The organism is Streptomyces sp. NPDC046197 (assembly GCF_040646295.1).
Lineage (GTDB): Bacteria > Actinomycetota > Actinomycetes > Streptomycetales > Streptomycetaceae > Streptomyces.
In genome coordinates this window covers 11,952-36,841 of the sequence record NZ_JBEYZY010000036.1, presented here as the reverse complement: position 1 = coordinate 36,841, position 24,890 = coordinate 11,952, and the positions used below count along the sequence as shown (strand labels likewise).

Annotated in this window: 20 protein-coding genes; 15 read left to right on the top strand and 5 right to left on the bottom strand. The window is 72.4% G+C overall.

Translation table 11 applies throughout. The annotated features are described in order from the left end of the window. The first annotated feature begins 15 nt into the window (after positions 1–15). Genes AB0A61_RS33655 through AB0A61_RS33645 form a run of 3 tightly spaced genes read left to right on the top strand, consistent with a single transcriptional unit; the run spans position 16 to position 2,992 of the window. Positions 16–972: an ATP-binding cassette domain-containing protein gene (locus tag AB0A61_RS33655; protein WP_361300954.1), complete on the top strand. Its 957-nt coding sequence runs from the start codon at positions 16–18 to the stop codon at positions 970–972. Continuing rightward, the gene (locus AB0A61_RS33650; RefSeq protein ID WP_361300952.1) at positions 969–1,751 is read left to right on the top strand and encodes an ABC transporter permease; all 783 of its coding nucleotides are present in this window, start codon (positions 969–971) and stop codon (positions 1,749–1,751) included. The genes AB0A61_RS33655 and AB0A61_RS33650 overlap by 4 nt, the downstream gene beginning before the upstream one ends. A 44-nt stretch (positions 1,752–1,795) precedes the next feature. Then, entirely contained in the window at positions 1,796–2,992 is a 1,197-nt protein-coding gene (locus AB0A61_RS33645) for a CaiB/BaiF CoA-transferase family protein (RefSeq protein WP_361300949.1), read from the top strand. Between the two features lie 40 nt (positions 2,993–3,032). Here the strand turns inward: AB0A61_RS33645 and AB0A61_RS33640 are convergent, their stop codons facing one another. The 3 genes from AB0A61_RS33640 to AB0A61_RS33630 all read right to left on the bottom strand — a co-directional run bounded on the left by AB0A61_RS33640 (position 3,033) and on the right by AB0A61_RS33630 (position 4,861). Continuing rightward, a complete protein-coding gene (locus AB0A61_RS33640; RefSeq protein WP_361300946.1) occupies positions 3,033–3,299 on the bottom strand; it encodes a hypothetical protein in 267 nt (88 codons plus the stop codon). Positions 3,300–3,414: 115 nt separating this feature from the next. Then, positions 3,415–4,236 carry an anti-sigma factor gene (locus AB0A61_RS33635; protein WP_361300943.1) on the bottom strand — a complete coding sequence of 274 codons (822 nt, stop codon included), beginning with the start codon at positions 4,234–4,236 and terminating at the stop codon, positions 3,415–3,417. Between the two features lie 43 nt (positions 4,237–4,279). Further along, a complete protein-coding gene (locus tag AB0A61_RS33630) occupies positions 4,280–4,861 on the bottom strand; it encodes a sigma-70 family RNA polymerase sigma factor (protein WP_361300940.1) in 582 nt (193 codons plus the stop codon). A 170-nt stretch (positions 4,862–5,031) separates the two neighbouring features. Here AB0A61_RS33630 and AB0A61_RS33625 point away from each other — a divergent pair, with 170 nt between their 5' ends. The 4 genes from AB0A61_RS33625 (at position 5,032) to AB0A61_RS33610 (ending at position 11,688) form a co-directional block, all read left to right on the top strand. Next, entirely contained in the window at positions 5,032–6,606 is a 1,575-nt protein-coding gene (locus AB0A61_RS33625; RefSeq protein WP_361300937.1) for a DUF4331 domain-containing protein, read from the top strand. Positions 6,607–6,730: 124 nt separating this feature from the next. Further along, a complete protein-coding gene (locus AB0A61_RS33620; protein WP_361300934.1) occupies positions 6,731–8,374 on the top strand; it encodes a tetratricopeptide repeat protein in 1,644 nt (547 codons plus the stop codon). Next, the gene (locus AB0A61_RS33615; protein ID WP_361300931.1) at positions 8,371–10,011 is read left to right on the top strand and encodes a sulfite exporter TauE/SafE family protein; all 1,641 of its coding nucleotides are present in this window, start codon (positions 8,371–8,373) and stop codon (positions 10,009–10,011) included. Before AB0A61_RS33620 ends, AB0A61_RS33615 begins: the two co-directional genes overlap by 4 nt. A 72-nt stretch (positions 10,012–10,083) precedes the next feature. Then, positions 10,084–11,688: a serine/threonine-protein kinase gene (locus tag AB0A61_RS33610; protein ID WP_361300928.1), complete on the top strand. Its 1,605-nt coding sequence runs from the start codon at positions 10,084–10,086 to the stop codon at positions 11,686–11,688. Between the two features lie 4 nt (positions 11,689–11,692). Here the strand turns inward: AB0A61_RS33610 and AB0A61_RS33605 are convergent, their stop codons facing one another. Further along, positions 11,693–12,499 (bottom strand): SGNH/GDSL hydrolase family protein, encoded by an 807-nt coding sequence (locus AB0A61_RS33605; RefSeq protein ID WP_361300925.1) that lies wholly within the window; start codon positions 12,497–12,499, stop codon positions 11,693–11,695. Between the two features lie 306 nt (positions 12,500–12,805). Here AB0A61_RS33605 and AB0A61_RS33600 point away from each other — a divergent pair, with 306 nt between their 5' ends. The 6 genes from AB0A61_RS33600 to AB0A61_RS33575 all read left to right on the top strand — a co-directional run bounded on the left by AB0A61_RS33600 (position 12,806) and on the right by AB0A61_RS33575 (position 21,255). Continuing rightward, a complete protein-coding gene (locus AB0A61_RS33600) occupies positions 12,806–13,231 on the top strand; it encodes a hypothetical protein (protein ID WP_361300922.1) in 426 nt (141 codons plus the stop codon). Position 13,232: 1 nt separating this feature from the next. Beyond that, positions 13,233–14,327, top strand: a complete 1,095-nt coding sequence (locus tag AB0A61_RS33595) for a GNAT family N-acetyltransferase (RefSeq protein ID WP_361300919.1) — start codon at positions 13,233–13,235, stop codon at positions 14,325–14,327. Positions 14,328–14,716: 389 nt separating this feature from the next. Beyond that, positions 14,717–15,538, top strand: a complete 822-nt coding sequence (locus tag AB0A61_RS33590; RefSeq protein ID WP_361300916.1) for a glycosyltransferase family 2 protein — start codon at positions 14,717–14,719, stop codon at positions 15,536–15,538. After that, a complete protein-coding gene (locus AB0A61_RS33585; protein WP_361300913.1) occupies positions 15,535–16,551 on the top strand; it encodes a glycosyltransferase family 2 protein in 1,017 nt (338 codons plus the stop codon). Before AB0A61_RS33590 ends, AB0A61_RS33585 begins: the two co-directional genes overlap by 4 nt. Next, a complete protein-coding gene (locus AB0A61_RS33580; protein ID WP_361300910.1) occupies positions 16,548–17,351 on the top strand; it encodes a polysaccharide deacetylase family protein in 804 nt (267 codons plus the stop codon). The genes AB0A61_RS33585 and AB0A61_RS33580 overlap by 4 nt, the downstream gene beginning before the upstream one ends. Beyond that, positions 17,344–21,255 carry a lipopolysaccharide biosynthesis protein gene (locus tag AB0A61_RS33575; RefSeq protein ID WP_361300907.1) on the top strand — a complete coding sequence of 1,304 codons (3,912 nt, stop codon included), beginning with the start codon at positions 17,344–17,346 and terminating at the stop codon, positions 21,253–21,255. The genes AB0A61_RS33580 and AB0A61_RS33575 overlap by 8 nt, the downstream gene beginning before the upstream one ends. 67 nt (positions 21,256–21,322) lie before the next feature. On the opposite strand, the gene AB0A61_RS33570 is transcribed toward AB0A61_RS33575, so the two are convergent. Continuing rightward, a complete protein-coding gene (locus AB0A61_RS33570) occupies positions 21,323–22,741 on the bottom strand; it encodes a xylan 1,4-beta-xylosidase (RefSeq protein WP_361300904.1) in 1,419 nt (472 codons plus the stop codon). Between the two features lie 189 nt (positions 22,742–22,930). Here AB0A61_RS33570 and AB0A61_RS33565 point away from each other — a divergent pair, with 189 nt between their 5' ends. Both AB0A61_RS33565 and AB0A61_RS33560 read left to right on the top strand, forming a co-directional pair. Beyond that, a complete protein-coding gene (locus AB0A61_RS33565) occupies positions 22,931–24,025 on the top strand; it encodes a DUF5925 domain-containing protein (RefSeq protein ID WP_361300901.1) in 1,095 nt (364 codons plus the stop codon). Positions 24,026–24,081: 56 nt separating this feature from the next. Beyond that, positions 24,082–24,855 (top strand): DUF72 domain-containing protein, encoded by a 774-nt coding sequence (locus tag AB0A61_RS33560; protein WP_361300898.1) that lies wholly within the window; start codon positions 24,082–24,084, stop codon positions 24,853–24,855. Positions 24,856–24,890: the final 35 nt, after the last annotated feature.

Genomic DNA, 24,890 nt, shown 5'->3' with positions numbered 1-24,890 from the left:
CGCTACGGTGCTCCCATGACAACTACGTACGCTGTACTTAGTGAGGGGCTCGAGAAGCGGTTCGGGGATGTGCGGGCCGTGTGCGGCCTCGATCTGGCCGTCGCCGAGGGCACGGTCTGCGGGGTGCTCGGGCCGAACGGGGCCGGGAAGACCACGGCCGTGCGGCTGCTGACGACACTGCTGCGGCCGGACGCGGGATCGGCGCGGGTCGCGGGCCACGACCTCGTCCGGGAGGCGGCGGCCGTGCGCGGCCGGATCGGCGTCACCGGGCAGTACGCGTCGGTCGACGGGGACCTCACCGGACGGCAGAACCTGCGGCTGTTCGCCCGGCTGCACCGAGTGCGGGACGCGGCGGCGCGGGCCGACGAACTGCTGGAGCGGTTCGGCCTCACCGAGGCCGCCGGCCGGCCCGCGTCCACCTACTCGGGCGGGATGCGCCGCCGCCTCGACCTGGCGGCCAGCCTGATCCGCCGCCCGGAGGTGCTGTTCCTGGACGAGCCGACCACCGGCCTGGACCCGGCCAGCCGCAACCGCATCCGGGACGCGGTGCGGGACCTCGCACGCCAGGGCACGACCGTGCTGCTGACCACCCAGTACCTGGAGGAGGCGGACCAACTCGCGGATCACATCGCCCTGGTGGACGGCGGCCGGGTCGCCCACACCGGCTCGCCGGCCGAGCTCAAGGCGCTCATCGGCTCCCGCGCCGAGGTCGTCGTCGCGCAGACCGACGCCATGGTGAAGGCGGCCGGCGTGCTCGACCGGCTCACGGGCGCCGAGCCGGTCTTCGACCACGACCGGAACACCGTCGGCGCGGTCACCACCGACCCGACGCTCACCCTCCCCCGCCTGGTCCGCGAACTCGACGCGGCCGGCGTTCCGCTGCTCGACGCGAGCCTCAGACCGCCCAGCCTCGACGACGTCTTCCTCCGTCTGACCGGAGAGTCCGCCCACGACAAGGAGCTGATGACATGAGCGCGTTGGCCTACGACGGCATGGCGCTGGTGGGCCGGCAGCTGCGCCGGGTCCGCAACAGCCCGGGGCTGGCGATCCTGACCCAGGTGATGCCGATCAACATGCTGCTGTTCTTCGGTTACGTCTTCGGCAGCGCGCTGGCGATGCCCGGCCGGGAGTACCGGTCCTTCCTCGTCCCGGGGCTGCTGGTGGCGACCGCGGCGGGCGGGATCATGACCGGGATGTTCCAGGCGGCGGCCGACTCGCACCGGGGCGTGATGGACCGCTTCCGCGCGATGCCGGTGAGCCGGGCGGCCGTGCCGCTCGGGCAGGCGGTCGCGGACCTGATCGTCACGGCCGTCGGGACGGTGCCGCTGCTGCTGGTCGGTCTCGCGGTGGGCTGGCGGGTGGAGGGGTCGGTGCCCGGGGCGGTGGGCGCCGTCGGTCTGCTCCTGCTGTTCCGCTTCGCCTGCACATGCGTCGGCGTCTTCCTCGGGCTGCTCACCCGGAGCGAGGACGCGGCAGGGCAGCTCGGCGCCTCGTCCTTCGTGCTGCCGCTGCTGTCCAACGCCTACATTCCCACGGACAATCTGCCCGGCCGGCTGCGCACGCTCGCCGAGTGGAACCCGATCAGCGCGGTGACCACGGCCCTGCGCCACCTGTTCGGAAACGCCCCCGTGCCCGAGCGGGCCGCCTGGCCCGTGGCCCATCCCGTCGCCGGATCACTGGCCTGGTGCGTGGCGCTGATCGCCCTGTTCGCGCCGCTCGCCGTCCGCCGGTACTCCCAGGGCAAGCGGTGACCGGCTGCTGACAAGGCAGCCGGTCACGGGACATGATCCACCCCATGGACCATCTCCCCCTGCCCCTGGAGGGCATCACGGTCGTCGCCGTCGAACAGGCCGTCTCGGCCCCCTTCGCGACCCGCCAGCTCGCCGATCTCGGCGCCCGGGTCGTCAAGGTCGAGCGGGTCGACGGCGGCGACTTCGCGCGCGGCTACGACACCGCCGCCGACGGACTCGCCTCGCACTTCGTGTGGTGCAACCGGGGCAAGGAGTCCATCGCGCTGGACCTGAAGGACCCGCGGGGCCTTCAGGTCGTACGGCGACTGGTCGCGGACGCGGACGTGTTCGTGCAGAACCTCGCCCAGGGCGCGGCGGCCCGGCTCGGCCTGGACGCGGCCACGCTGTGCGCCGCGCACCCGCGGCTGATCGCCGTCGACATCTCGGGCTACGGGGCCTTCGGTCCGTACGCGGACAAGCGGGCGTACGACATGCTCGTGCAGTGCGAGGCAGGGCTGGTGTCGGTGACCGGGACGCCCGATCAGCCGGTGAAGGCGGGGATCCCGGCGGCGGACATCGCGGCGGCCATGTACGCCTTCTCGGGTGTGCTGGCGGCGTTGGTGCGGCGCGGCACGACCGGGCGCGGCGGGCCGGTGGAGGTGTCGATGCTGGAGGCGCTCGCGGAATGGATGGGACATCCGCTGCACCACGCGATGCACGGCGGCACGGCCCCGGCGCGCACGGGGCTCGCGCACGCCGTGATCGCTCCCTACGACGCCTATCCGACGGCGGACGGCGGGCGGGTGCTGCTGTCGGTGCAGAACGACCGGGAATGGCGGCGCCTGGCCGAACAGGTGCTGGAGCGGCCCGACTTGGGCACGGACCCCGCGTTCGCCACGAATGCGGCCCGGGTCGCGAACCGGGAGCGCACCGACGAACTGGTCAGCAAGGCCTTGGGGGCACTGGGCGCGGACGAGGCGCAGGCGCGACTGGAGAGCGCGGGCATCGCCTGCGCGCGCCTGAGGGACGTGCACGAGGTGGCGGAGCATCCGCAACTGGCAGCCCGGGAGCGGTGGCGGGAGGTGGGGACGCCGGTCGGGCCACTGCGGGCACTCCTGCCGCCGATCACACTGCCGGGCGGGGCTTCACCCCGTATGGGGGACGTGCCCGCGCTCGGACAGCACACCGAGACGCTGCTGCGTGCCGTGGGGATGACGGACGGCGAGATCGCAGCGCTGCGCCGGGACGGCGTGGCGGCCTGAACGCGGGCCGGAGAAGGGCCTCGGGATGCGCCGGTGGCGCTCAGCGCCCGCCGAACAGCGAGCGGCGCAGCCGGCGCAGCGGCGCGAACAGCGACACCCGGCGGACCCGTGCGCCCCTGCCCGTGCGGTCGTGCGCGTCACGTGCGGTCAGCTCAAGCATCAGCGAGGTCGCCTCGGCCGCCTCCCGCTGCGGGACGGCGGGACCCGCCAGCACCGAGAGATGGCGGTCGAGGCGCGAGCTGGTCGCGCTGCTCCCGCAGGTGATCGCAGGGACCCTTGCCCTGCTGCGCACTGTTATCTGCTCCATGTCACTCCCCACCCGTACGAGTCCACCCGGCCCGGGCAGAGTAACCCTACCGTTCCCCCGGGGCACTCGTGTATCTCGGTCACAGGATTCACCTTCCCTGTAAGGGTGTTGACGACTACCCTCCGAATCCGACCGATTTCAAGGCGAGTTGAACAATCGGCTGGCTGGTGGGCTGAACTGACCCGCCGTCGGGTTCGACGGTCACGGCGAGTGACGTGGCGGACTTCGCGAGATCGGAGGCCACCAGGGGCGTGTCGCCGTCGAAGAGCCCGAGGGAGCGCGGTTGCGCGCCGGGGCGCATGAGCCAGAGCTGGCGCACCCGGCCGCTCGGCGGGGCACCGTATCCGCGCAGGGTGACGACGGCCTCCTCCTCGGAGGCGGAAGCGATCACTCCGATACTGCGGCCCTGCGGGTCCCGGCCGGTGGTGGCCCGTGCGTCGGCCGCCGCCAGAACGTGGGCGATCTCACGTGTCCGGTCCCGCTGGGCGTCCAGCTGGTGCTGCGTCCGGTTGGCCTGGACGGCGAAGAGCGCGGCCACGACCAGGGCCGCGGCGGCGGTCACCGTGGCGAACGGGACGAACAGGGGGCGCGGCCGGGTCGCACGGGTGCGCGCGGGCGGCGGCTGGGTGCCCCAGACATGCGGGGGCAGTTGGGGCGTGTGCTCCGGTGCGCCGCGGCCCGGGGCGGGGTCCTGGGGCATCGTGCGCACGGCGGTCAGCACCCGGTCGCGCAGGGCGGCCGGGGCCGGCGCGGCCGCGGACCAGGCCAGGCGCACCGCGTCCTCGGACAGCGCGCGCACCTCGGCACCGCAGCGGTCGCAGTTCTTCAGGTGCCTCTCGAACCGGATCCGCTCGGCGGGCTCCAGGGCGTCGAGCGCGTAGGGGGCGGCGAGGGAGTGCAGGTCCTCGCGCCGCAGGAAACGGCCGAACAGGCTCATGCCGTGCCTCCTCGGCGCGGGAGGCGCAGACGGCTGCGGGCACTCATGCGACACCTCCCAGGCACTCGCGCAGCCGGGTGAGTCCGTCGCGCATCCGCGTCTTGACCGTACCCAGCGGCAGGGAGAGCCGCTCGGCCACTTCACGGTACGTATAACCGTCGTAGTAGGCGAGGGTGACGGACTGCCGCTGGAGTGCCGTCAGACGGTCCAGACAGCGCCGTACCCACTCGCGCTCCAGTCCGGCCTCCACCTCCTCCGCCACATGGTCGAAGGCGGGGAGCCCGGCGCGCAGCGCCTCGCGCTGCTCGCGTTCGCCGGCGGCGCGGGCACTGCGCACCCGGTCCACGGCGCGGCGGTGGGCAAGGGTGAGGACCCAGGACAGGGCGCTGCCTCGTCCGGGGTCGAACCGGGCGGCCGAGCGCCACAGTTCGAGCAGCACCTCCTGGGCCACCTCCTCGGACTGGGCGGGGTCGCGCACGACCCTGCGCACCAGCCCGTACACGGGCCCGGACACCAGTCCGTACAGCTGCTCGAATGCCTTCTGGTCGCCCCCTGCCACGAGCACCAGAAGTTCGTCCGCCTCCACTCGTGTCCCCCTCTCGGCCGGCCGCGCCGGGTCCGTCACGTCACGCGAGGCCCGCGCAGTGGGCGCACCTCCGGACGTTGTTACGGATCAGCGGGTGGAAAACGCGGGTCGAGCAGGGAGAAAAAGATTCTTCCCGTCCGACCAATCCGCCCCCGCAGCGTCTCCGAATGCCCGGTCGACAGGCAAGTCGGCACTGAGGACGGATCGGCATGACACCTTTCTCCAGTCTCTCCGGGAGCAACGGGGGCGCCCCCAGGCGCAAAACTCTGGGGGAGGGACGCAGGGGCCTCGCCTCCCTCATCTGCGCGGCGCTGGCCGCCGGCGGGCTCACGGCCGCCGGAGTGGCCACGCTGGCACCCGGGGCGGCCTCCGCCTCCAGCCACCGGGAGGCCCCGCTCATCTCCGGGACCCCGCAGTACGACAACACGGACGTGTACGCGTTCGTCAGCCCGGACAAGCCCGACACCACGACGATCGTGGCGAACTGGATCCCGTTCGAGGAGCCGGCCGGCGGACCGAACTTCTACACGTTCGCGGACGACGCCCAGTACGACCTGCACGTCGACAGCAACGGTGACGCGCAGAGCGACATGATCTTCCGCTACACGTTCAAGACGCATGTCAAGAACAAGAACACGTTCCTGTACAACACGGGGCCGGTCAACAGCCTCAAGGACGCCACCCTCAACGTCACGCAGACGTACGACATCGACCTGCTCAAGCTGCACAACCAGAAGCTGGTGTCCAAGACGCGGCTGGCGGACGGCGTGCCGGTGGCACCGTCGGACGTCGGCAAGGCGTCGATGCCGGACTACGGCAAGCTGCGGTCGCAGGCGATCTACAAGACGGCCGGTGGCGCGACGACCTTCGCCGGGCAGGCCGACGACCCGTTCTTCCTGGACCTGCGCGTCTTCGACCTGCTGTACGGCGGGAACCTCTCGGAGGTCGGCAACGACACGCTCAAGGGCTACAACGTCAACACGATCGCCCTGCAGGTGCCCAACGACCTGATCCGCGAGTCGGCGAAGCAGCCGGTGGTGGGCATCTGGTCGACCACGCAGCGCAAGAACGCCCACGGCGACTGGACGCAGGTCTCACGCCTGGGCAACCCGCTCGTCAACGAGGTCGTCAACCCGCAGAAGGACAAGGACAAGTTCAACGCCTCCTCGCCCTGGGACGACGCGCAGTTCCTGAAGAACGTCACCAACCCCGAGCTGCCGAAGCTGATCGAGCAGATCTACAAGATCAAGGCGCCCGCCGAGCCGCGCAACGACCTGGTCGACGTCTTTCTCAAGGGCGTCAAGGGCCTCAACCAGCCGCCGAACGTACGGCCGGCGGAGGAACTGCGGCTGAACACCTCGATCAAGCCGGCCATGCATCCCAAGCGGCTGGGTGTCCTCGACGGCGACAACGCCGGCTTCCCCAACGGCCGCCGGCTCACCGACGACGTGGTCGACGAGGCGCTGCAGGTGATGGAGGGCGAGCTGGTCGGCGCCAAGAACGACCTCGGCGACGCCGTCAACGAGAACGACAAGAAGTTCGAGAAGTACTTCCCGTACGTGGCCGAGCCGACCTCCGGTTCGCGCGGACCGCTGGCCAAGGGCACGAAGAGCGGCACGGACGTCCGCAGCCAGCTGGGCGACGCGCTCCAGCCCGCGAGCGCGTCCGCCGGCTCGGACAACACGGTCCTGATCGCCGGGTCGGCGGCCGCGGGCGCGGCCGGAATCCTGCTGATCGGCACGGCCCTGGCGTGGTGGCGCCGCCGTATGCAGCGCCCGTACTGACCCCCGCCCCACCGACTGGCGCGGCCCGCGCACCCCATCCCCCACGGCGCGGGCCGCGCCACCCCACGCGACGACGGTCATGAGCGACAAGCACGTTGAACCACCTCAGGTGACAGGAGGGGGCATGTCCCCGCGTACCAACGACAGCGAGGCCGACGAGCAGCCCGTCGTGGCGGCACAGCCCGACGTAACGGACCTCACGCCCGCCCCCTCCGTCCCGGAGGCCACCGACACCGACGCCGGCCAACAGGCGGCCGCCGAAGCCGACGCCAACGAACAGGCAGTCGTCGAAGCCGACCCCGGCCAACCGGCGGCCGCCGAAGCCGACCCCGGCCAACCGGCGGCGGCCGGTTCGGACGCCCGCGAACGGGCGGCCGCCGGATCCGGCGTCGACGAGCGGGTGGCCGCCGTGCGGCGAGCCGCTGCCGCCGGACGGCGGTGGCGGGCCACGCGCTTCGCCGGGTCCGCGCTGCTGCTGGCGGTGGCCCTCACCGGCGGGGCCATCGCGTTCGGCGCGGCGCGGGACGGAGGCGGCGTCTCCGTCGCGGCGGCGGCCAGTGCGGTGTCGCCGGAACTGCTGGCCGGCGGGAGCCTGGACGCGAGCATCGCCTCCCTGCAGGCTCATCTCCGCGGACAGCCCAGGGACTACGGCGGCTGGGCCACCCTCGGCCTCGCCTACGTCGAGCAGGCGCGGACCAAGGGCGACCCGGCACGCTACCCGCAGGCGGAGAAGGCGCTGGACCGGTCCCTGCAGCTCGCGCCCGACAACGACCAGGCCCTCGCCGGGCGCGCCGCCCTGGCCGCCGCCCGGCACGACTTCAGCGGCGCCCTCACCTCCGCGGACGCGGCCCTGAAGCAGAACCCCTACAGCGAACGCGCCCTGTGCTCCCGTATCGACGCGCTCGTCGAACTCGGCCGGTACGCCGACGCGGCGAAGGCCGCCGACACCGCCGACGCCAGGCACCCCGGCGTTCCGGTCTTCACCCGGTACGCCTACGTCCACGAGCTGCGCGGCGACGTCACCACCGCCCGCCGCGTCCTGGAACAAGCCCTGGCCACCGCCAAGTCCCCGGGCGACATCGCGTACGTCGCCGGCCAGCTCGGCCAACTGGCCTGGAACCAGGGCGACTACAAGGCGGCGCTCGGCCACTACGCGCGGGCGCTGGCCGCCGACGAGAACTACCTGCCCGCCCTGGAGGGGCGCGCCCGCGCCCAGACCGCGAGCGGTGACCGGGCCGGTGCCGTCAAGGGAATGGAGAACGTCGTCTCCCGCTACCCGCTGCCCGGCCCCCTGGTCGAGCTCGGCGAGCTGTACGAGGCCCGTGGCGCCGAGGGCGACCTGGCCAGGGCCCGCGACCAGTACGCCCTCGTCGACGCCTGGATCGCCCTGGCGCGCGCCAACGGCGTCGACGCCGACCTGGACACCGCGCTCGCCGCCGCCGACCACGGCAACCATGCGTCCGCCCTGCGCGCCGCCCGCGCCGAATGGGCCCGCCGCCACACCGTGCACACGGCGGACGCCCTCGCCTGGGCGCTGCACGTCAACGGCCTCGACCAGGAGGCTCTCCCCTACGCCCGCCAGGCCACGGCCACCGGTTACCACAACGCGGCCTTCCTCTACCACCGTGGAATGATCGAACGCGCCACCGGCCACGCCGAGGACGCCCGCACCCACCTCACCGCGGCCCTGAGGCTGAACCCCGGGTTCTCCCCGCTCGGTGCCCGTACGGCCCGTTCGGCGCTGAAGTCCCTGGAGGCGGCCCGGTGAACGTCCCCCGTCTGCTCGCCTCCGCCGCGGCCACCCTCACGGCCGCCTGCGCGCTCGTCCTCGTCCCGTCCGGCACCGCCGGCGCGCACCCCCTCGGCAACTTCACCGTCAACCGCTACGACGGCCTCGTCGCCGCCCCCGGCACGCTCCGTGTCGACCATGTCGAGGACCTCGCCGAGATCCCCGCGACCCAGGCCAAACCGGACATCGAGCGGCTGGGCATGACGGCGTGGGCCCGGCAGCGGTGCCAGCGCGCCGCGCAGGGCAGCAGGGTCAGTATCGACGGAAGCGCGGCCGCCCTCACCGTCGGCGGCAGCCGCGCCGACCTGCGGCCCGGCCAGGCGGGGCTGAACACGCTGCGGGTGGAGTGCCGGCTGACGGCGCGGCTGCCGCAGGGCGACACGGTCACCCTCCGTTTCCACAGCGCGGGCACGTCCTCCGGGCCCGGCTGGCGCGAGATCACCGCCCGCGGCGACCGGATGACGCTCACCGCGTCCGACGTTCCGAAGACTTCCGTCTCCCGCGAACTGACCAGCTATCCCAAGGAGTTGCTCTCCTCACCGGCCGACACCTCGGCCGCGTCCCTGCGGGTGCGTCCCGGCGGACCGGCCCTCGTCGACGAGCACCGGGACGCGCCCGCCGCCTCGGTGCTCCCCCGCGGCGCCGACCGCTGGACCCGCGCCCTGGACGACCTGGTCGCCCGTCACGACCTCACCCCCGGCTTCGCCGCTCTCGCCCTGGCCATCGCGGTCGGCCTCGGCGCCATGCACGCCCTCGCCCCGGGCCACGGCAAGACCATCATGGCGGCGACGGCGGCGGCGCGTGGCGGCCGGGCCCGTCTGAAGGACGTGCTGCCGCTGGCCGCGTCGGTGACCGTCACCCACACCCTCGGCGTCGTCGCCCTCGGCCTCCTGGTCACCGCCGGCTCCGCGGCCACGCCGTCGGTGATCGCCTGGCTCGGCATCGCCAGCGGTGTCCTGGTGACCCTGGCGGGCGCGAACCTGCTCCGCCGGGCCTGGCGCAACCGCGTCCACATGCCCGGGCACACCCACACGCACGGACACACCCACACGCACGGACACACCCATACGCACGGACACACCCTCGACCACGGGCACGACCACGAGCACGGGTCCGACCAAGGGCACGACCACGAGCACGGGTCCGACCACGACCATGCACACGGCCACAGCCACGACCACGACCACGCCCTCGACCACCCCACGGAGCACCCCCACGACCACCCCGCCGAGCACACCCACGGTGGCGTCCCGCACACCCACCCCACCGCTCCAACCCTCCGCGGCACGCTTCTCCTCGGCTTCGCCGGTGGGCTCGTGCCCAGCCCCTCGGCCGTGGTCGTGCTGGTGGGCGCGGCCGCGCTGGGACAGGCCTGGTTCGGGCTCCTGCTGGTCGTCGCCTACGGCCTCGGGCTCGCGCTGACCCTGACCGCGGCCGGGTTCGCCGTCGTCCGGCTGGGCAGCGGCATGAGCCGGGTGCTGGACCGGCGCCCGCGCTGGACGGCGGGTCCGGCGGCGGCCCTGGTGCGCAGGGCCGCGCCGCTCGGCTCGGCGTTCGTCGTCGTGGCCCTGGGAGCCGGAATGATGCTCAAGGGGGCGGCATCAGCACTGGGCTGAGCTACTTTTGGGGAGAAATCGCGCGAGTCAGGTGGGGTGGAGACATCGCCCGGATGCGAATGGGGGGCGCCGGTGTCCGAAGAACCGGGCCGTGAACGTGTGATCGCGGGCCGCTACCGTCTCCTGTCCCCGCTCGGCGAGGGCGGCATGGGAACCGTGTGGCGCGCCCGTGACGAAGTGCTGCACCGCGAGGTCGCCGTCAAGGAGGTGCGCGCCCCGGCCGGGCTGCCGGCCCCGGAGGTCGAGCGGATGTACACCCGGCTGGAGCGGGAGGCATGGGCCGCCGCCCGGGTCGCCAGTGGCAATGTGGTGACGGTCTACGACGTGGCCACGGACGGCGGCCGCCCGTGGATCGTGATGGAGCTGGTGCGTGGCCTGTCGCTGGCCGACCTGCTGGACGCCGAGGGTCCGCTCAGCCCGCAGCGCGCGGCGCAGATCGGCGCGGAGGTGCTCGCCGCGCTGCGCGCCGCGCACGCCGCCGGGGTGCTGCACCGTGACGTCAAGCCGGCCAACGTGCTGCTGGCGAACGACGGCCGGGTGGTGCTCACCGACTTCGGCATCGCGATGGTCGAGGGCAGCTCCGCGCTCACCATGACCGGCGAGGTCATCGGTTCCCCCGAGTTCCTCGCCCCGGAGCGGGCGCTGGGCCGCACACCGGGCCCGGAGTCGGACCTGTGGTCGCTCGGCGTGCTGCTGTACGCGGCGGTCGAGGGCGACTCCCCGTTCCGGCAGAACACCCCGCTCAGCACCCTGCGCGCCATCGTCGACGAGGAGTTGCCGCCCCCGCGCCGGGCCGGTGCCCTCGCGCCGGTGATCGAGGGCCTGTTGCGCAAGGATCCCGCCGAGCGGCTGCCGGCCGAGCGGGCCGAGCGGGACCTGCGGGTGGTCGGGGCGGGCGGCACCCCGCGCGCGGACACCGCGGGCGCGTCGGCGTATGCGCCCACGGTCGCCGCGATTCCGCAAGGGCTGTCGCCGACCCCGCCGATGCCGGTCCCGACGGCGCGGACCGCCGGGCCCGTCCCCGGCCCGGGCGCGCCCGGCTCCCGCCGGGAGCGCAACCGCCGTGCGGCGGTCGTGCTGGTCGCGGGCCTGGCCGCGCTCGCGCTGGCGCTGGCCGGACTGACGTACGCGCTGGTGAACCGCCACCACGGCGGCAAGGGTGGTGCGAGCACCGCCGGTGGCCGCAGCGCCGGGCCGCCGTCACCGGCTGCGAGTGACAACCGCACCGACACGGGCGGCGGTTCGAGCCCGTCGCCGGGCGGCGGCTCCTCCAACGCTCGCCCGCCGCAGTCCGTGACGGTGACGCTGACGGGGTCGCACACGACGTACTCGGGCCCGTGCCCGCCGCCGGGCGCGCAGGCACCGGCCTTCACCGCGACGTTCACGGTGGGCCGGCTGCCGGCGAAGGTGGCCTATCGCTGGGTGCTGCGGAACGGGGAGTTCTCCGACCCGGGCTGGAAGACACTGTCGTTCCCGAAGGGCGACGGGAAGTCCAGGCAGGACACGGTGACGGTCACGACGCACTCGGACAGCGGCACGTTCGGCAACGCCATCAGTGTCGAGGTGCGTTCTCCGGTGCGCACCACGTCGAACGCGGTGCCCTTCTCGGTGACGTGTGCGACGGAGACCCCGACGGGCGGGGCCTCCCCTTCGCCTGGCGATTCGGCCTCCCCGTGACGGTTCAGGCCGCGTTGGTCAGCACCGGAAGGTAGCCGCCGGACTGGCCGGCCGCCGTCGGGTGGTACGACTCGCCGATGTCGAGCCAGTTGACGCTGTGCAGCCAGGAGCTGCCGGAACAGATCTCGTGGCCGGTGAACGTGGTGCGGACGTCGCCGAAGGTGAAGCCGTGGTCGGCGGCGGCCTTGGCGATGGCGGCGTCCAGGTAGTCGGCCGCGCCGTTGATGGCGGAGCGCTTGGTGTCGGAGAGGCCGAGGCAGGTCTGGCCGAGCTTGTAGAAGCGGGGGTAGCCGAGCACGACGACGTGGGCGGAGGGCGCCTTGCCGCGGATCGTCGAGTAGAGGTTGTCGAGCTTGCCGGGCAGGGTCGTGTCGACGTACGCCTTGGCGGTGTTGATGCGGGAGACGCAGCTGCTGTCGGACTGGAGCACACAGGTCGTCATGACGTCGGAGAATCCGGCGTCGTTGCCGCCGATCGTGAGGGAGACGAGGGCGGTGGCGGAGTTGAGGGGGCCGAGCTGGTTCGCCAGTACGTCATCCGTTCGGGCGCCCGAGCAGGCGGTGAAGGCGAACGACGACGGCGCGTGGGCGGCGTTCCAGAGGTAGGGGTACGCGTTCGTGCTGCGGTCGCAACTGCCGCTGGAGGCGATGTAGCTGCCGGCGCCCACCCCGGAGGAGTAGGAGTCGCCGAGTGCGACATAGCCGCCGGTGGCGGCCGGTTGGGATGCCTGGGCCGACGCCGCTCCGGTGAGGGCGAGACCGAGGGCGAGGAGGAGGGAGCCGACATGGGCGGCAAATCGGGAACGTCTCATGGAACCTCCCTTTAGCAGGATCTCTGCCATAACCGTCGTAGCAGCGACGCGTGTTGACAGGAAGTGTCCATGCCAAAAAAACTTCGGCCCTCAACAGAACCGGTTCCAGCTCACCCAGCACCCGGGTGACGCGACACGCCACCTGAGTGACGAACGGGTGACGAGCCATCAGGCCACTGACCCGGGGAACACACGTTTGAGGCCGGACAAAAAGCGATGCGGGGCCGTTTCCGCGTCTTGACGGCCCGCGGGCGGCTGCGCGACATTGAAGCCCGGCATCCGGCGCTTCGGGGGGCAAAGTCGCCAATGCAGACCATCCACATCAAGACAGCTTCATCGGACGACACCGAGCGGGCGGGACCGGGCCTCGGAAGGAACCTGTCGCCGCTGCTCGCGGGCGCCGCGACGGCCTTCGGGACAGTGGGTGCGCTCCTCGCGCTCACCGACTCGGGCTCACCGTTGCGCGGCCCGCTGACGCTGTTCTTCCTGCTCGCCGCGCCGGCCGCCGCCATTGCGGCCGCCCTGCGCGGGCTGGATCCCTTCGGCCGCGTGCTCGCCTCGCTCGCGGGCGCGGTCGTTCTCGACATGCTGGTGGCCCAGGGGATGCTGGCCGTGCACCGGTGGTCCGTCCGCGGCGGGGTCGTGGCCGTGGCCGTGCTCAGCCTCCTCGTTCTCCTGCCGGTTCCGGTACGGCGGCTGCGCGACCGTACAGCGAGAAGACAGGGCTCATGACGTGGACATCAGCGTGTACCGCCCCGGCGAACTGAGCGCCGCCGACCGGGCAGCATGGACGGCGATGCAGTCCAAAGCCCATCTGCACGGCTCGGAGCAGCTGGCGAATCCTTTCCTGGCGCCCCAGTTCACGCTCGCGGTGGGCCGCTGCAGACGCGGTGTGCGGGTCGCCGTGGTCCGTGAGGACGGCGACCCGGCCGCGTTCTTCCCGTTCATGAGAACCGCCGCCGGAGTCGGCCGGGCCGTCGGCCTCGGCGTCTCCGACGCCCAGGGGATGGTGCACCGCCCCGGCTTCACCTGGGAGGCCCGGGAGCTGCTGCGGGCCTGCGGACTCGCAGTGTGGGAGTTCGACCACCTGGTCACGGGCCAGGAGCCGTTCGAGGCCGGAGCCTCCGGCACCTTCCCGTCCCCGGTCATGGACGTCGACCAGGGGTACGACGTCTATCTGAGCCGGCTGCGCGCGCAGTCACCGAAGTTCACCCGCAGCACTCTCGCCAAGGAGCGCAGACTGGGCCGGGACACGGGCTCGGTGCGGTACGTCCACGACGAGCGCGATCCGGACGTGCTGCGCATGCTGATGGCCTGGAAGTCCGGGCAGTACCGTCGCACAGGGCGCAGCGACCGCTTCGCGCACGAGTGGATCACCCGCCTGGTCACCCAGCTGTTCCACACCCGCTCCGACTCCTTCGCGGGGATCCTGTCGGTGCTGTACGCGGACGGCAGGCCGGTCGCCGCCCATTTCGGGCTGCGCACCGAGCGGGTGCTGGCGTGCTGGTTCCCCGCGTACGACCCGGCGTACGCGAAGTACTCCCCCGGACTGATCCTGCATCTGCGCATGGCCGAGGCGGCCGCCGCCGACGGCGTCGCCCATCTCGATCTCGGCCGGGGAAAGAAGGAATACAAGGACTCCCTGAAGACACGTGAACTCATGGTGTCCGAAGGGCTGGTGACTCGACGTCACCCCATTGCGGCCGGACACCGGGCGCGTCGCGCTCCGGTGCGGGCACTGCGCAACACGGTGCTGTCCCGGCCGGAACTGTTCGAGCCGGCGGACAGAATTCTCAAACGGATGGGAAAAATCCGTTCCAGGCACTGAACGCCGCCGGACAAAGTAGAGTAACGGTCAAACCAACAAAAAATGTGAGGCCTCGTTCCAGGTCTTGCCATAGAGGTTCAATCGTCAATACCGTCGTACATCTCACCCGCATCGGTCCGTCAGTACGCGGCTCCAGGGGAGGGCTCAGGGACCGCGACGTTCCGGCGTGGGGCGCGGTAGGGGGGTGCCGTGCCCGGTGACCACTGGTGACCGGGTCGTGCCGCGCGACCGGCTGCCGTTTTTCGGCACACCGGCCAGCTTTGCCAGCTCACCCGGCGTGCACGGAGGTCCATTCCGTCGTGCTTCGAGTGAGAACCCCCCTTTCGAACCGGACACATAGCCGGGCCACCCAGGGGCGGGCGGTCCGCCGGACGAGAGGGACAAGACTCATGAGCTCAGTTCTGCGCACGCCGGCTTCGGGCCAAGATCCGTTAAGGGACAGCCCCTACCGGCCGATCTCCTCTCACCTGGCCATTGCGCCACCGGTGAGCGTGGTGATCCCCGCCATGAATGAGGCGGGGAATCTGCCCTACGTCTTCAAGACACTTCCGGACTGGATACACGAAGTCGTTCTCGTGGACGGCAATTCCATCGACAACACCGTCGAGGTCGCCCGCGGGCTGTGGCCCGACGTCAAGGTCGTCGAACAGCGGGGCAAGGGCAAGGGTGACGCCCTGATCACCGGCTTCGAGGCCTGCACGGGCGACATCATCGTGATGGTCGACGCCGACGGCTCGGCCGACGGCAACGAGATCGTGTCGTACGTCTCCGCCCTGGTCTCGGGCGCGGACTTCGCCAAGGGCTCCCGCTTCGCCAACGGCGGCGGCACCGACGACATGACCTTCATCCGCAGGCTGGGCAACCGGGTCCTGTGCGCCGTGGTCAACCGCAAGTTCGGCGCCCGCTACACCGACCTGTGCTACGGCTACAACGCGTTCTGGCGGCACTGCCTCGACAAGATCGACCTCGACTGCACCGGGTTCGAGGTCGAGACACTCATGAACATCAGAGTGGTCAAGGCCGGGCTGAAGGTGCAGGAGATTCCCAGCCACGAGTACCTGCGCATCCACGGCGCGAGCAACCTGCGTGCCGTGCGCGACGGGTTCCGCGTCCTCAAGGTGATCCTCAAGGAGCGTTCCAACCGGCGGGCCCTGCGCCGCCGGGAGCACCACTCGCCGATGCTCGACTCGGTGCGGGGAGAGGTGTCTTGAGCGATCTCGGCATCTCCGTCGTGATCTGCGTCTACACCGAGGACCGCTGGGAGGACATCCTCGCGGCGGTCTCCTCGGTGCGGGCGCAGTCCCGGCCCGCCCTGGAGACGCTCCTGGTGGTCGACCACAACCGGGCGCTCCTGGACCGGCTGGCCGAGGAGTACAAGGAACACCGGGAGAGCGGGGAGGTCCGGGTGCTCGCCAACGCGGGCCCCCGCGGTCTGTCCGCCGGACGCAACACCGGTATCGCCGCCGCGCGCGGCGGGATCATCGCCTTCCTCGACGACGACGCCGTGGCCGAGCGGGACTGGCTGCGGCGCTTCGCCGAGGGGTACGAGGACCCCCGGGTCATGGCCGTGGGCGGCCGGACGATGCCCGTCTGGGCGTCGGGCCGCCGGCCCGCCTGGTTCCCGGAGGAGTTCGACTGGGTGGTGGGCTGCACGTACCGGGGCCTGCCGCCGGGCCGGGTCCGGGTGCGCAACGTCCTGGGCGGAAACGCCTCCTTCCGCCGTACGGCGTTCGACGCGGCGGGCGGCTTCGCCACCGGCATCGGCCGGGACGGCGACAAACGGCCGCTGGGCTGCGAGGAGACGGAGCTGTGCATCCGGCTCACCCGCGCCCGGCCCGACGCGGTCCTGCTGATCGACGACCGGGCCGTCATCCACCACCGGGTGCCCGAGGCGCGCGAGCACTTCCGCTACTTCCGTACCCGCACCTACGCCGAGGGCCTGTCCAAGGCGCTGGTGGCGCGCAGTGTGGGCGCGGACAAGGGGCTCGAGTCCGAGCGCCGGTACACCACCCGTGTGCTGCCCGCCGGGGTCGCCCGCGGGCTGCGGGACGCGCTGCTGGCCCGTCCGGGCGGCGCGGGCCGGGCCGGGGCGATCGTCGCCGGCGTGCTGACCGCGGCGGGCGGGTACGTCGTCGGGAGCGTCCGGGCACGCCGGGGCGGAGCCGGGTTCTCGCAGGTGCACGTCGCGCGGATCGCGGACGGCGAGGGGGGAAGAGCCGGATGAGCGCACCCGTGCCGGTGCTCATGTACCACGCGGTCGCCCGGGAACCGAACGAGGCAACGCGCGGCCTGTCCGTGAGCCCCGAGGCGTTCGCCGCGCAGATGGCCGTGCTGAGCGACCTTGACTTCACCCCGGTCACCACGGCCGGACTGGCCGCCCACTGGCGCGCCGCGGGCAGCTCGCCGCTGCCCGGGAATCCCGTTCTGATCACCTTCGACGACGGCTACGAGGGCGTGCACCGGCACGCCCTTCCGGCGCTCGCCGAGCACGGTTTCCCGGCCACGCTGTTCGTCTCCACCGGCTGGATCCGGGGCGCCCACGACACCGGCGGCGGCCTGGACACCATGCTCGACTGGAAGCAGGTGCGCGAACTGGCGGCCGCCGGGGTCGAGATCGGCGGGCACAGCCACACCCATCCCCAGCTCGACCAGCTCGACGACGACGCCCTGTGGCCGGAGCTCACCCGCTGCAGGGAGATCGTCGCCGACGAACTGGGCACCGTCCCGGCCTCCTTCGCCTACCCCTACGGCTACTCCAGCCGCCGGGTGCGCGAGCGGGTCCGGGAGGCGGGTTTCGCCCAGGCGCTCGCCGTCGGCAACGGTCTGGCGCGCCGCCGGCAGGGTCCGTACGCCCTGCAGCGGCTCACCGTGCGCCGCAGCACCACCGTCCAGGAGTTCGAGCGGCTGGTCCAGGGCCGCGCGATCGCCCGGAACTTCGCCAGGGACCGCGCCCTGACCAAGGGGTACGCCATGGTCCGCAGAGCACGACAGGTCCGCCGGAAGGCCAGCTGCGCCCGTGTCTGACACGACGACCACCACCGAGGCCACAGCCCCCGCGACCGAGGCGCCCGCGCAGTCGGGGCGCCGTCTGCGCCTGCCCGGACGGGGCCGGTCCGGCGGCAACCAGCTGTTCCGCAACGCCTACGCGCTGATGCTCAACACCGGGATCTCCGCGGTGCTGGGCCTGGGCTACTGGCTGGTCGCCGCCCGCTACTACTCCGAATCCGCGGTCGGCCAGGGCTCGGCCGCGATCGCCGCCATGAAGCTGCTCGCCGGGCTGACGGCGGTGACGCTCACCGGCGCGCTGGCCCGGTTCATCCCGATCTCGGCCCGCGCCACCGGCCGCCTCATCGCCCGTACGTACGCGGGCAGTTCGCTGGTGGTGGCGGGCGCGGCGGGCATCTTCCTGCTCACCCTGAACATGTGGGGGCCGTCGTACCGCTTCCTGCACGGGCTCGCCCACGGCCTCGGCTTCATCGTGGCCGTCATGGCCTGGAACCTGCTCACCCTGCAGGACGGGGTGCTGACCGGGCTGCGCAGCGCGCCCTGGGTCCCGGTCGGCAACACCGTCTTCTCCGCGGTGAAGCTGGCACTGCTGATCGGGCTCGCCGCCGCGATCCCGACGACGGGTGTCTTCGTCTCCTGGGTCGTGGCGATCGCCACCTCCGTCGTGCCGCTCGGCTGGCTGGTGTTCCGGCGGCTGGTGCCACGGCACGTCAGGGCGACCGAGGAGCACGCGCAGCCGCCGACCACGCGAGAGCTCGGAAGGTTCCTCGCCGGTGACTACACCGGATCGCTCTTCTCGCTCGCCGTGGTCTACCTGGTGCCGGTGATCATCGCCTCGCAGGTCAGCTCCGAGGACAACGCGTACTTCTACATCACGACGACCATCGGCGGCACGGTCAACCTGCTGGCCATCAACATGGGCGCCTCACTGACCGTCGAGGGCTCGCACGACCCGGCGCGGCTGGCCGCCAACACCCGGGCCGCGCTGCGGCGGATGGCCCGCATCATGGTGCCGATCTGCGGGCTGCTGTTCCTCTGCGCCCCGTTCATCCTGCGGGTCTTCGGCGAGGGCTACGCGCACGCCGCTACCGGGCTGCTGCGCTGGTTCGCGGTCGGCGCGCTGCTGCGGGTCGTGATGGAGACGTACTTCGCGGTGCTGCGCGCGCAGAGCCGTACCGCCGGGCTGGCCTGGCTGCAGGGCCTGTTGTGCGTGCTGGTGCTCGGACTGACGCTGCTGTTGCTGCCGCGCATGGGGCTGACCGGCGCGGGCGTCGCCGAGATCTCCAGCCTGACCGTGATCGTCGCCATCGCCGCGCCCAGGCTGTACAAGACCGTCAAGGCCGCCCCGGCCGCCGACGTCCCCGAGGACGCGGCACCCGACGGGGACCTCGCCGACCTGGGGGCGCGCGAGGTCCCCGCCGGGACCGCGCCGCACCGGCGTCCCGCCTGGGCACTGGACTCCGACACCCTCGCCCTCGGCATCCACGTCGACTTCGACCACCAGGAACGGCGGCCCGACGTGCGCCCCGGCCCCGGCACACCGCCCGCGGGCACGGCCGTGGTGCGGGACGACCCCCGGCCGACGTGGGCGCTGCGCCCGCATCGGCCGGAGGCGCTGGGCCTGCCGGTGGAGGCGCGGGAACCCGGCTCGGAGGCCTCCCTGGGGCCGGCCGAGCACGAGGTGGACGCCCCCTTCGGGGCACAGGAGCGGGGCCTCGTCCCAGGCGGCCCGTCCGGGACCGAGGAGCGGGCCGTCGTCCCGGACCTGCTGTTCGGTGCCGAGCGCAGGGCGGTACCCGAGGAGCCGGTCGGGGCGGCGGAGGCCGGCCGGGAGGAGTCCCCGGGCTCGCGGCCCGAGCCACGGCGGCCCGGCGCGCCCCCGCTGTCGTGGCGGCAGCGGCTCGTGCCCACCCGGCTCGGCGTCCTCCTGGGCTGTCTGCTGACAGCGGCGCTGCTGCTGTACTGGGTGCCCGCACTGCGGCTCGACGACTCCGACCTGGACCGGATGGGCGGGCTCGGGCTGGTCTCGGTGCTGCCGCTGCCGACCCTGGTCGGGGCGGCGCTGCTGGTCACCGTGTTCGCGACGCTGCTGTGGCTGCGGCGGGAGCACAGGGCACTCCTGCTGGTGACCCTGCTCGCGACCGTCGTCTCACTGCACGCGCTGCCCGCCGTGATCGAGACCGAGCCGCGGTTCCCGACGGCCTGGCAGCACCTCGGCTTCATCGACTACATCGACCGCACCGGGTCGGCCGTACCCGACCTGGACGCCCGCTGGAGCTGGCCGGGCTTCTTCGCGGCGGCCGCCTTCCTCGCCCGGGCCTGCGGGCTGTCGGACTTCACCGAGGTCATCCGCTGGTGGCCGCTGACCGTCCAACTGATGTACCTGGCGCCCATGTTCCTGCTGACCCGGTCTCTGCGGGCGAGCTGGCGGGCCAGGTGGACCGGAGTGTGGATCTTCGTTCTCAGCGGCTGGGTGGGCCAGGACTACTTCTCCCCGCAGGGCTTCACCTACCTGCTGTACCTCGCCTTCGTGGCGATCCTCCTCGTGTGGTTCCGGGCGCCCGGGGTGATCTGGGCCAAGGCGCGACCCGGCGAGGCGGAGGTCGAACCGGCCGACCGGCGGCAGCGCGCCGTGCTGCTGGCGGTGCTGATCGGCCTGTTCGCCGCCAGTGTTCCGGCCCACCAGCTGACCCCGTTCGTGATGCTGGGCGTGCTGGCCGCGCTGGTGCTGGTCGGGCGCTGCGAACTGCGGGGCCTGCCGATCCTGTTCGCGGTGCTGGTGGCCTTCTGGCTGGGCTTCATGGCCGAGCCGTACTGGTCCGGGCACTTCGACGAGCTCTTCGGCGGGGTCGGCGGCGTCGGCAGCAACGTGTCGACGTCCGTGTCCGGCCGGATCCAGGGCGGCGACTCCACGCACAAGCTCGTCCTGTACACCCGGGTGCTGCTGGCCGGCGCCGTGATGGCCTTCGCCTGCTGGGGCTGGTGGCGGCGGCGCGGGCACCGGTACCGCGAGCGGTCGCTGCTGGTGCTCACCTTCGTGCCGTTCCTCGGCTTCGGCATGCAGTCCTACGGCGGCGAGATGGCGCTGCGCGTCTTCATGTTCGCCCTGCCCGGCGCGGGCCTGCTCGGCGCGCTCGCCCTCTTCCCGCGTACCGGTGTGACCGCCGCGGAGCGCGAGAAGGACCGGGTCAGCCTGGCGCCGATCGCGGCCCTGATGGCCGGGCTGCTGCTCATGGGCGGCTTCCTGGTGGCACGTTGGGGCAACGAGCCCTTCGAACGGATCCGCCCCGGCGAGGTCGCGGCCATGGACTACGTCTACGCCCACGACAGGCCGACGGTACGGCTGCTGTGGCTGAGCAACGACACCGTCAACGACGTCACGCCGGCCATGCCGTGGGGCACGAAGGACATGGAGCGCGTGAACTACGTGCCGACGCTCGCGCCGGCCGACCCCGTGCTGGTGTCGGGACTGGTCAAGGCGCTGAAGGACGCAGGCCCGAACTCGTACCTGATGATCAACCGGGGTCAGGTCACCTACCTCCGGATGGACGTGGGCTATGCGCCCACCTGGGTGTCGCGGCTCGTGCACAATCTCGACAACCGGCAGGAGCTGAAGAAGGTCCTCACCAACGACGACGTGACCATGTACGCGCTGCGCAAGCAGCCCACGGGCGCCGTGCCGCAGCCGCATCCCGGGCCGATCGGGCCGAAGGTGACCTGGACGCCGTGGTCGGTGGTCGGCGGGCTCACGGCCCTTGCGCTGATCCTGATGCTGACCGCCCGGGAGGTCGTACGGGTCGCGATGCGCCCGAGCGTGCGCCAGTTGGGGTGGCTGCAGAGCAGTTTCTGGTTCTCGCTGCCGCTGCTGGCAGTGCTGTTCGCCTCGCTGGTGCAGCGGTTCCTGACGATGGGGCGCGGCTAGGGGTCACGTCGTACCTCCCGTGAAGTGGCTCGGGCGGCCCGTCGCTCGGGCCACTTCACCTGGCGGTCTACCGCTTGAGCCACTTCACTTCGTAGGCCTTCATGTCGAACCGCTTGCCGTCGACCTGCGCGCTGATCGGCCGGTCGAGGGTGTTGACCACCAGGACGGTCCTGTCGGTGGCCAGCACGCGCACGTTGGGCACGTCGTCGGGGGCGACGGACACCGACGCGTAGCTGCTGCCGGGCGGGAAGGCCTGGTTGAAGCGGGAGACCAGGTCGAGCATGGGCAGGGGCCGGCCGCCGTCGCCGCCGTCGGTCGGCGTCCACAGGCAGCCGGCGCAGCCCGCGCCCTTCTCCTCCTCCGGGTTCCAGTAGAAGCCGGAGGAGGCACCGCCCTTGACCAGGGCGATCAGGCCGGCGGCCTGGACGGCGACGCGGTGGGGTTCGGTCCAGGTCCTGCGGTCGTCGTGGCCGTCGGCCGGCTCGACGTAGTACTCGGCCCACCACAGGGGCAGGTCGTGGGTCTGCCGGCGCACCCACTGGCCCACGGCCGTGAGCTTGTCGGTGGCGCCGAACTCGTTGGGCAGCAGGTCGTCGTCCTTGGTGTAGCTGGAGCCGTCGACGACCACGAAGTCGGCGCCGGCCCTGTGCCGGTTCCAGTAGCCGAAGGCGTCGAGGACCCGCTGGTCCATCGCGCCCCAGGTGCCCTTCAGGACGGCGGAGGCGTCCTGTTCGCGCGGGTCGACGCTGTCCATCACCAGGTACGGGCCGCCGACCATGATCTTGTCGTTGACCTTCTTCAGCGCCCCGTACACCAGGTTGTACAGCTGGGTGTATCCCTCGTAGTCCCAGCGGGCCCGGGCGTCGTTCCAGAACCCCTTGAACTCGTTCCAGACGATGAAGTGGGTGATGTCCGGATAGCGCCTGGCGACCGTCGCGGCGAGGGCGGCGAAGTCCTTGTAGTGGTCGGGGGTGGGGGCGGTCTCCAGAGCGGCCTGGCTCCAGTCGGTCCTGTCGACGCCGGCCCTGCCGCCCTTCATCCAGTCCGGGGAGCAGCACAGGGTGATCACGGGCGTGCCGCCCGACTTCCGGATGAAGTCCACCCGCCGGTCCATCGCCGCGAAGTCGTAACGCCCCTTCACCGGCTCCGGGTTGTCGGCCCCCCAGCCCATGATGTGCTGGTTCTGGGGCAGGCTCCCGGCCTTGGACAGCAGTCCCTCGACCCGCTCGGTGGCGGCCGGGTCGCCTTCGTCGGCGCTGTACTGCGTGTGCGTGAAGCCCCAGCCGACGTCCGGCTTGTCCGCGTTCGGCGGGGTCGCGGGCGTGCCGTGCACCTTGGCGCCGTCACGCGTCGTGCCTGCGGTGCTGCCACTGCCGGGCAGCGTGTTGATCAGCGTCACCACCAGGGCCAGAGCGGCCACGCCCACGCCGAGCAACGCGGTGAGCCGCCACCGCCGTGCCCCCGGTTCCCACCCATGACGTCCCATCAAAGGCAACAGTAACGGTGGAAATCACCCGCGGGGCAGGGTTCGCGGATGCACGACTTCGTAACCGGGTGGACGGAGTGCGAGGGCCGCGGCATTCATGCGCACGGTGTGGACGTGCCCCGTGCCTCCCACCCGGGTGCCACGCGGAAAGCGGGTGCGCACGGCGCCCGCGTGCCGGATCATGGCGGCATGTCTGCGAACCCACACGACGCACTGCCGGTACGGCTCACCGTCGACGACTCCGACTCGCCGTCCGATGTCGTCGACCTGCTGTTCCTCGGCCGCTTCGCGACGGGCGAGCAGCCGTTCTCGCACGCGGTGAACATCGACCGCGTCCGCTCCGGCGCCACCCTCCTGCCGCCCGGCGCCCGGGTGCTGCGGATCGCCCGCGACGACGACCGCAGCGCCACACTCGCCGAGGGCGACGGCTGGACGCTGCTGATCTCCCGCTGGAACCGGGGCGCCGACGTCACGGTCACGGCGACCAGCGCCGAGCTGGCCGCCGACGTGCTGGACGAGGCGACCGACGGAGCGGCCGACGAGCCGGAGCCGCAGCCGGAGAACGTGACGATGGGGTTCTGGTACGTCTCCCCCCGGCGCGGCCCGCACCGCACCACCCGCCAGATCTCCGCGGGCACCTGGGAGGAGGTCCGGCCCAACTACACGGCGCCGGTGGCGGACGCCATGGACCGCCTGATGAAGACGACCCCGGAGGACATCGCGGGCCGGCTCCTCCTGCTGCACGGCCCACCGGGCACGGGCAAGACCTCGGCGCTGCGGACGCTGGCCCGCTCGTGGCGGGACTGGTGCCAGGTGGACTGCGTCCTGGACCCCGAGCGGCTCTTCTCCGACGTCGGCTATCTGATGGACATCGCGATCGGCGAGGAGGACCCGACGGGCAAGGGCCGCTGGCGCCTGCTCCTGCTGGAGGACTGCGACGAACTGATCCGCGGGGAGGCCAGGCACACGGCGGGCCAGGCGCTGTCCCGGCTGCTGAACCTCACCGACGGACTGCTCGGCCAGGGCCGCAACGTGCTGGTCGGCGTGACGACCAACGAGGACCTGGAACGCCTCCACCCGGCCGTGGTCCGCCCGGGCCGCTGCCTGGCCCGCATCGAGGTGGGCCCCCTGACCCGTACGGAGGCGGTGGGCTGGCTGGGCACCGAGGAGGGGGTCGGCCGGGAGGGGGCCACCCTGGCCGAGCTGTACGCCCTGCGCCGGGGCACGTCCCCGACGACGCTCCCGGAGCCGCGGGGCGGGGTGGACGCGGGCCTGTACCTGTAGGGATACGGGTACTCCGGCGGCGGGCCCGCGGGGCGCGCCGGTGCTTTGATGGGCGTATGACCCTGTTCGTCGGGACGTCGGGCTGGCAGTACAAGGACTGGCGGGGCGTGCTGTACCCGCAGGGATGCCCCACCCGGCTGTGGCTGGAGGAGTACGCGGCGCACTTCGCCACGGTGGAGGTCAACAACGCCTTCTACCGGCTGCCGGCGCGCGAGACCTTCGAGGCCTGGCGGGAACGGGTCCCGCCGGACTTCGTGGTCGCGGTCAAGGCCAGCCGCTACCTGACCCACATCAAGCGGCTGAAGGATCCCGAGGAGCCGGTGCACCGTCTGATGAGCCACGCGGAGGGCCTCGGCGGCCGGCTCGGACCGGTGCTGCTCCAACTGCCGCCGACGCTGGGCTGCGACCCGGGCCTGCTGGACGCCTGCCTGGCGTGTTTCCCGGCGGGCACGCGGGTCGCGGTCGAGCCACGGCACGATTCGTGGTGGACGCCGCCGGCGCGCCGGGTGCTCGAAACACGCGGGGCCGCGCTGTGCTGGGCCGACGCCCACGCCCGTCCGGTCACACCGCTGTGGCGGACCACCGACTGGGGCTACGTCCGTTTCCACGTGGGCCGCGCCCGAGCCTGGCCGCACTACGGCCGCCGCTCCCTGGAGACCTGGGTCGACCGCATCGCGACCACCTGGGCCGACGACCACGACGTGTACGCGTACTTCAACAACGACCCGGCGGGAGCGGCGGTCGGGGACGCGGTGGTGTTCGCCCGGGCGGCGCGGCGGGCGGACCTGACGGTGACCCGCACCCCGGACCAACTCGCGGCACGCCGGTGACCATTCGGGCCAGGTGTACTGTCCGGCGGATCAGG

What these genes read in the sequence shown, in the direction of transcription:
- AB0A61_RS33600 (WP_361300922.1), top strand. Translation starts at nt 12,806, where the DNA reads ATGCAGACCATCCACATCAAGACAGCTTCATCGGACGACACCGAGCGG.
- AB0A61_RS33645 (WP_361300949.1), top strand. Translation starts at nt 1,796, where the DNA reads ATGGACCATCTCCCCCTGCCCCTGGAGGGCATCACGGTCGTCGCCGTC.
- AB0A61_RS33640 (WP_361300946.1), bottom strand. Translation starts at nt 3,299, where the DNA reads ATGGAGCAGATAACAGTGCGCAGCAGGGCAAGGGTCCCTGCGATCACC.
- AB0A61_RS33625 (WP_361300937.1), top strand. Translation starts at nt 5,032, where the DNA reads ATGACACCTTTCTCCAGTCTCTCCGGGAGCAACGGGGGCGCCCCCAGG.
- AB0A61_RS33570 (WP_361300904.1), bottom strand. Translation starts at nt 22,741, where the DNA reads ATGGGACGTCATGGGTGGGAACCGGGGGCACGGCGGTGGCGGCTCACC.
- AB0A61_RS33590 (WP_361300916.1), top strand. Translation starts at nt 14,717, where the DNA reads ATGAGCTCAGTTCTGCGCACGCCGGCTTCGGGCCAAGATCCGTTAAGG.
- AB0A61_RS33650 (WP_361300952.1), top strand. Translation starts at nt 969, where the DNA reads ATGAGCGCGTTGGCCTACGACGGCATGGCGCTGGTGGGCCGGCAGCTG.
- AB0A61_RS33605 (WP_361300925.1), bottom strand. Translation starts at nt 12,499, where the DNA reads ATGAGACGTTCCCGATTTGCCGCCCATGTCGGCTCCCTCCTCCTCGCC.
- AB0A61_RS33635 (WP_361300943.1), bottom strand. Translation starts at nt 4,236, where the DNA reads ATGAGCCTGTTCGGCCGTTTCCTGCGGCGCGAGGACCTGCACTCCCTC.
- AB0A61_RS33565 (WP_361300901.1), top strand. Translation starts at nt 22,931, where the DNA reads ATGTCTGCGAACCCACACGACGCACTGCCGGTACGGCTCACCGTCGAC.
- AB0A61_RS33580 (WP_361300910.1), top strand. Translation starts at nt 16,548, where the DNA reads ATGAGCGCACCCGTGCCGGTGCTCATGTACCACGCGGTCGCCCGGGAA.
- AB0A61_RS33560 (WP_361300898.1), top strand. Translation starts at nt 24,082, where the DNA reads ATGACCCTGTTCGTCGGGACGTCGGGCTGGCAGTACAAGGACTGGCGG.
- AB0A61_RS33655 (WP_361300954.1), top strand. Translation starts at nt 16, where the DNA reads ATGACAACTACGTACGCTGTACTTAGTGAGGGGCTCGAGAAGCGGTTC.
- AB0A61_RS33620 (WP_361300934.1), top strand. Translation starts at nt 6,731, where the DNA reads ATGTCCCCGCGTACCAACGACAGCGAGGCCGACGAGCAGCCCGTCGTG.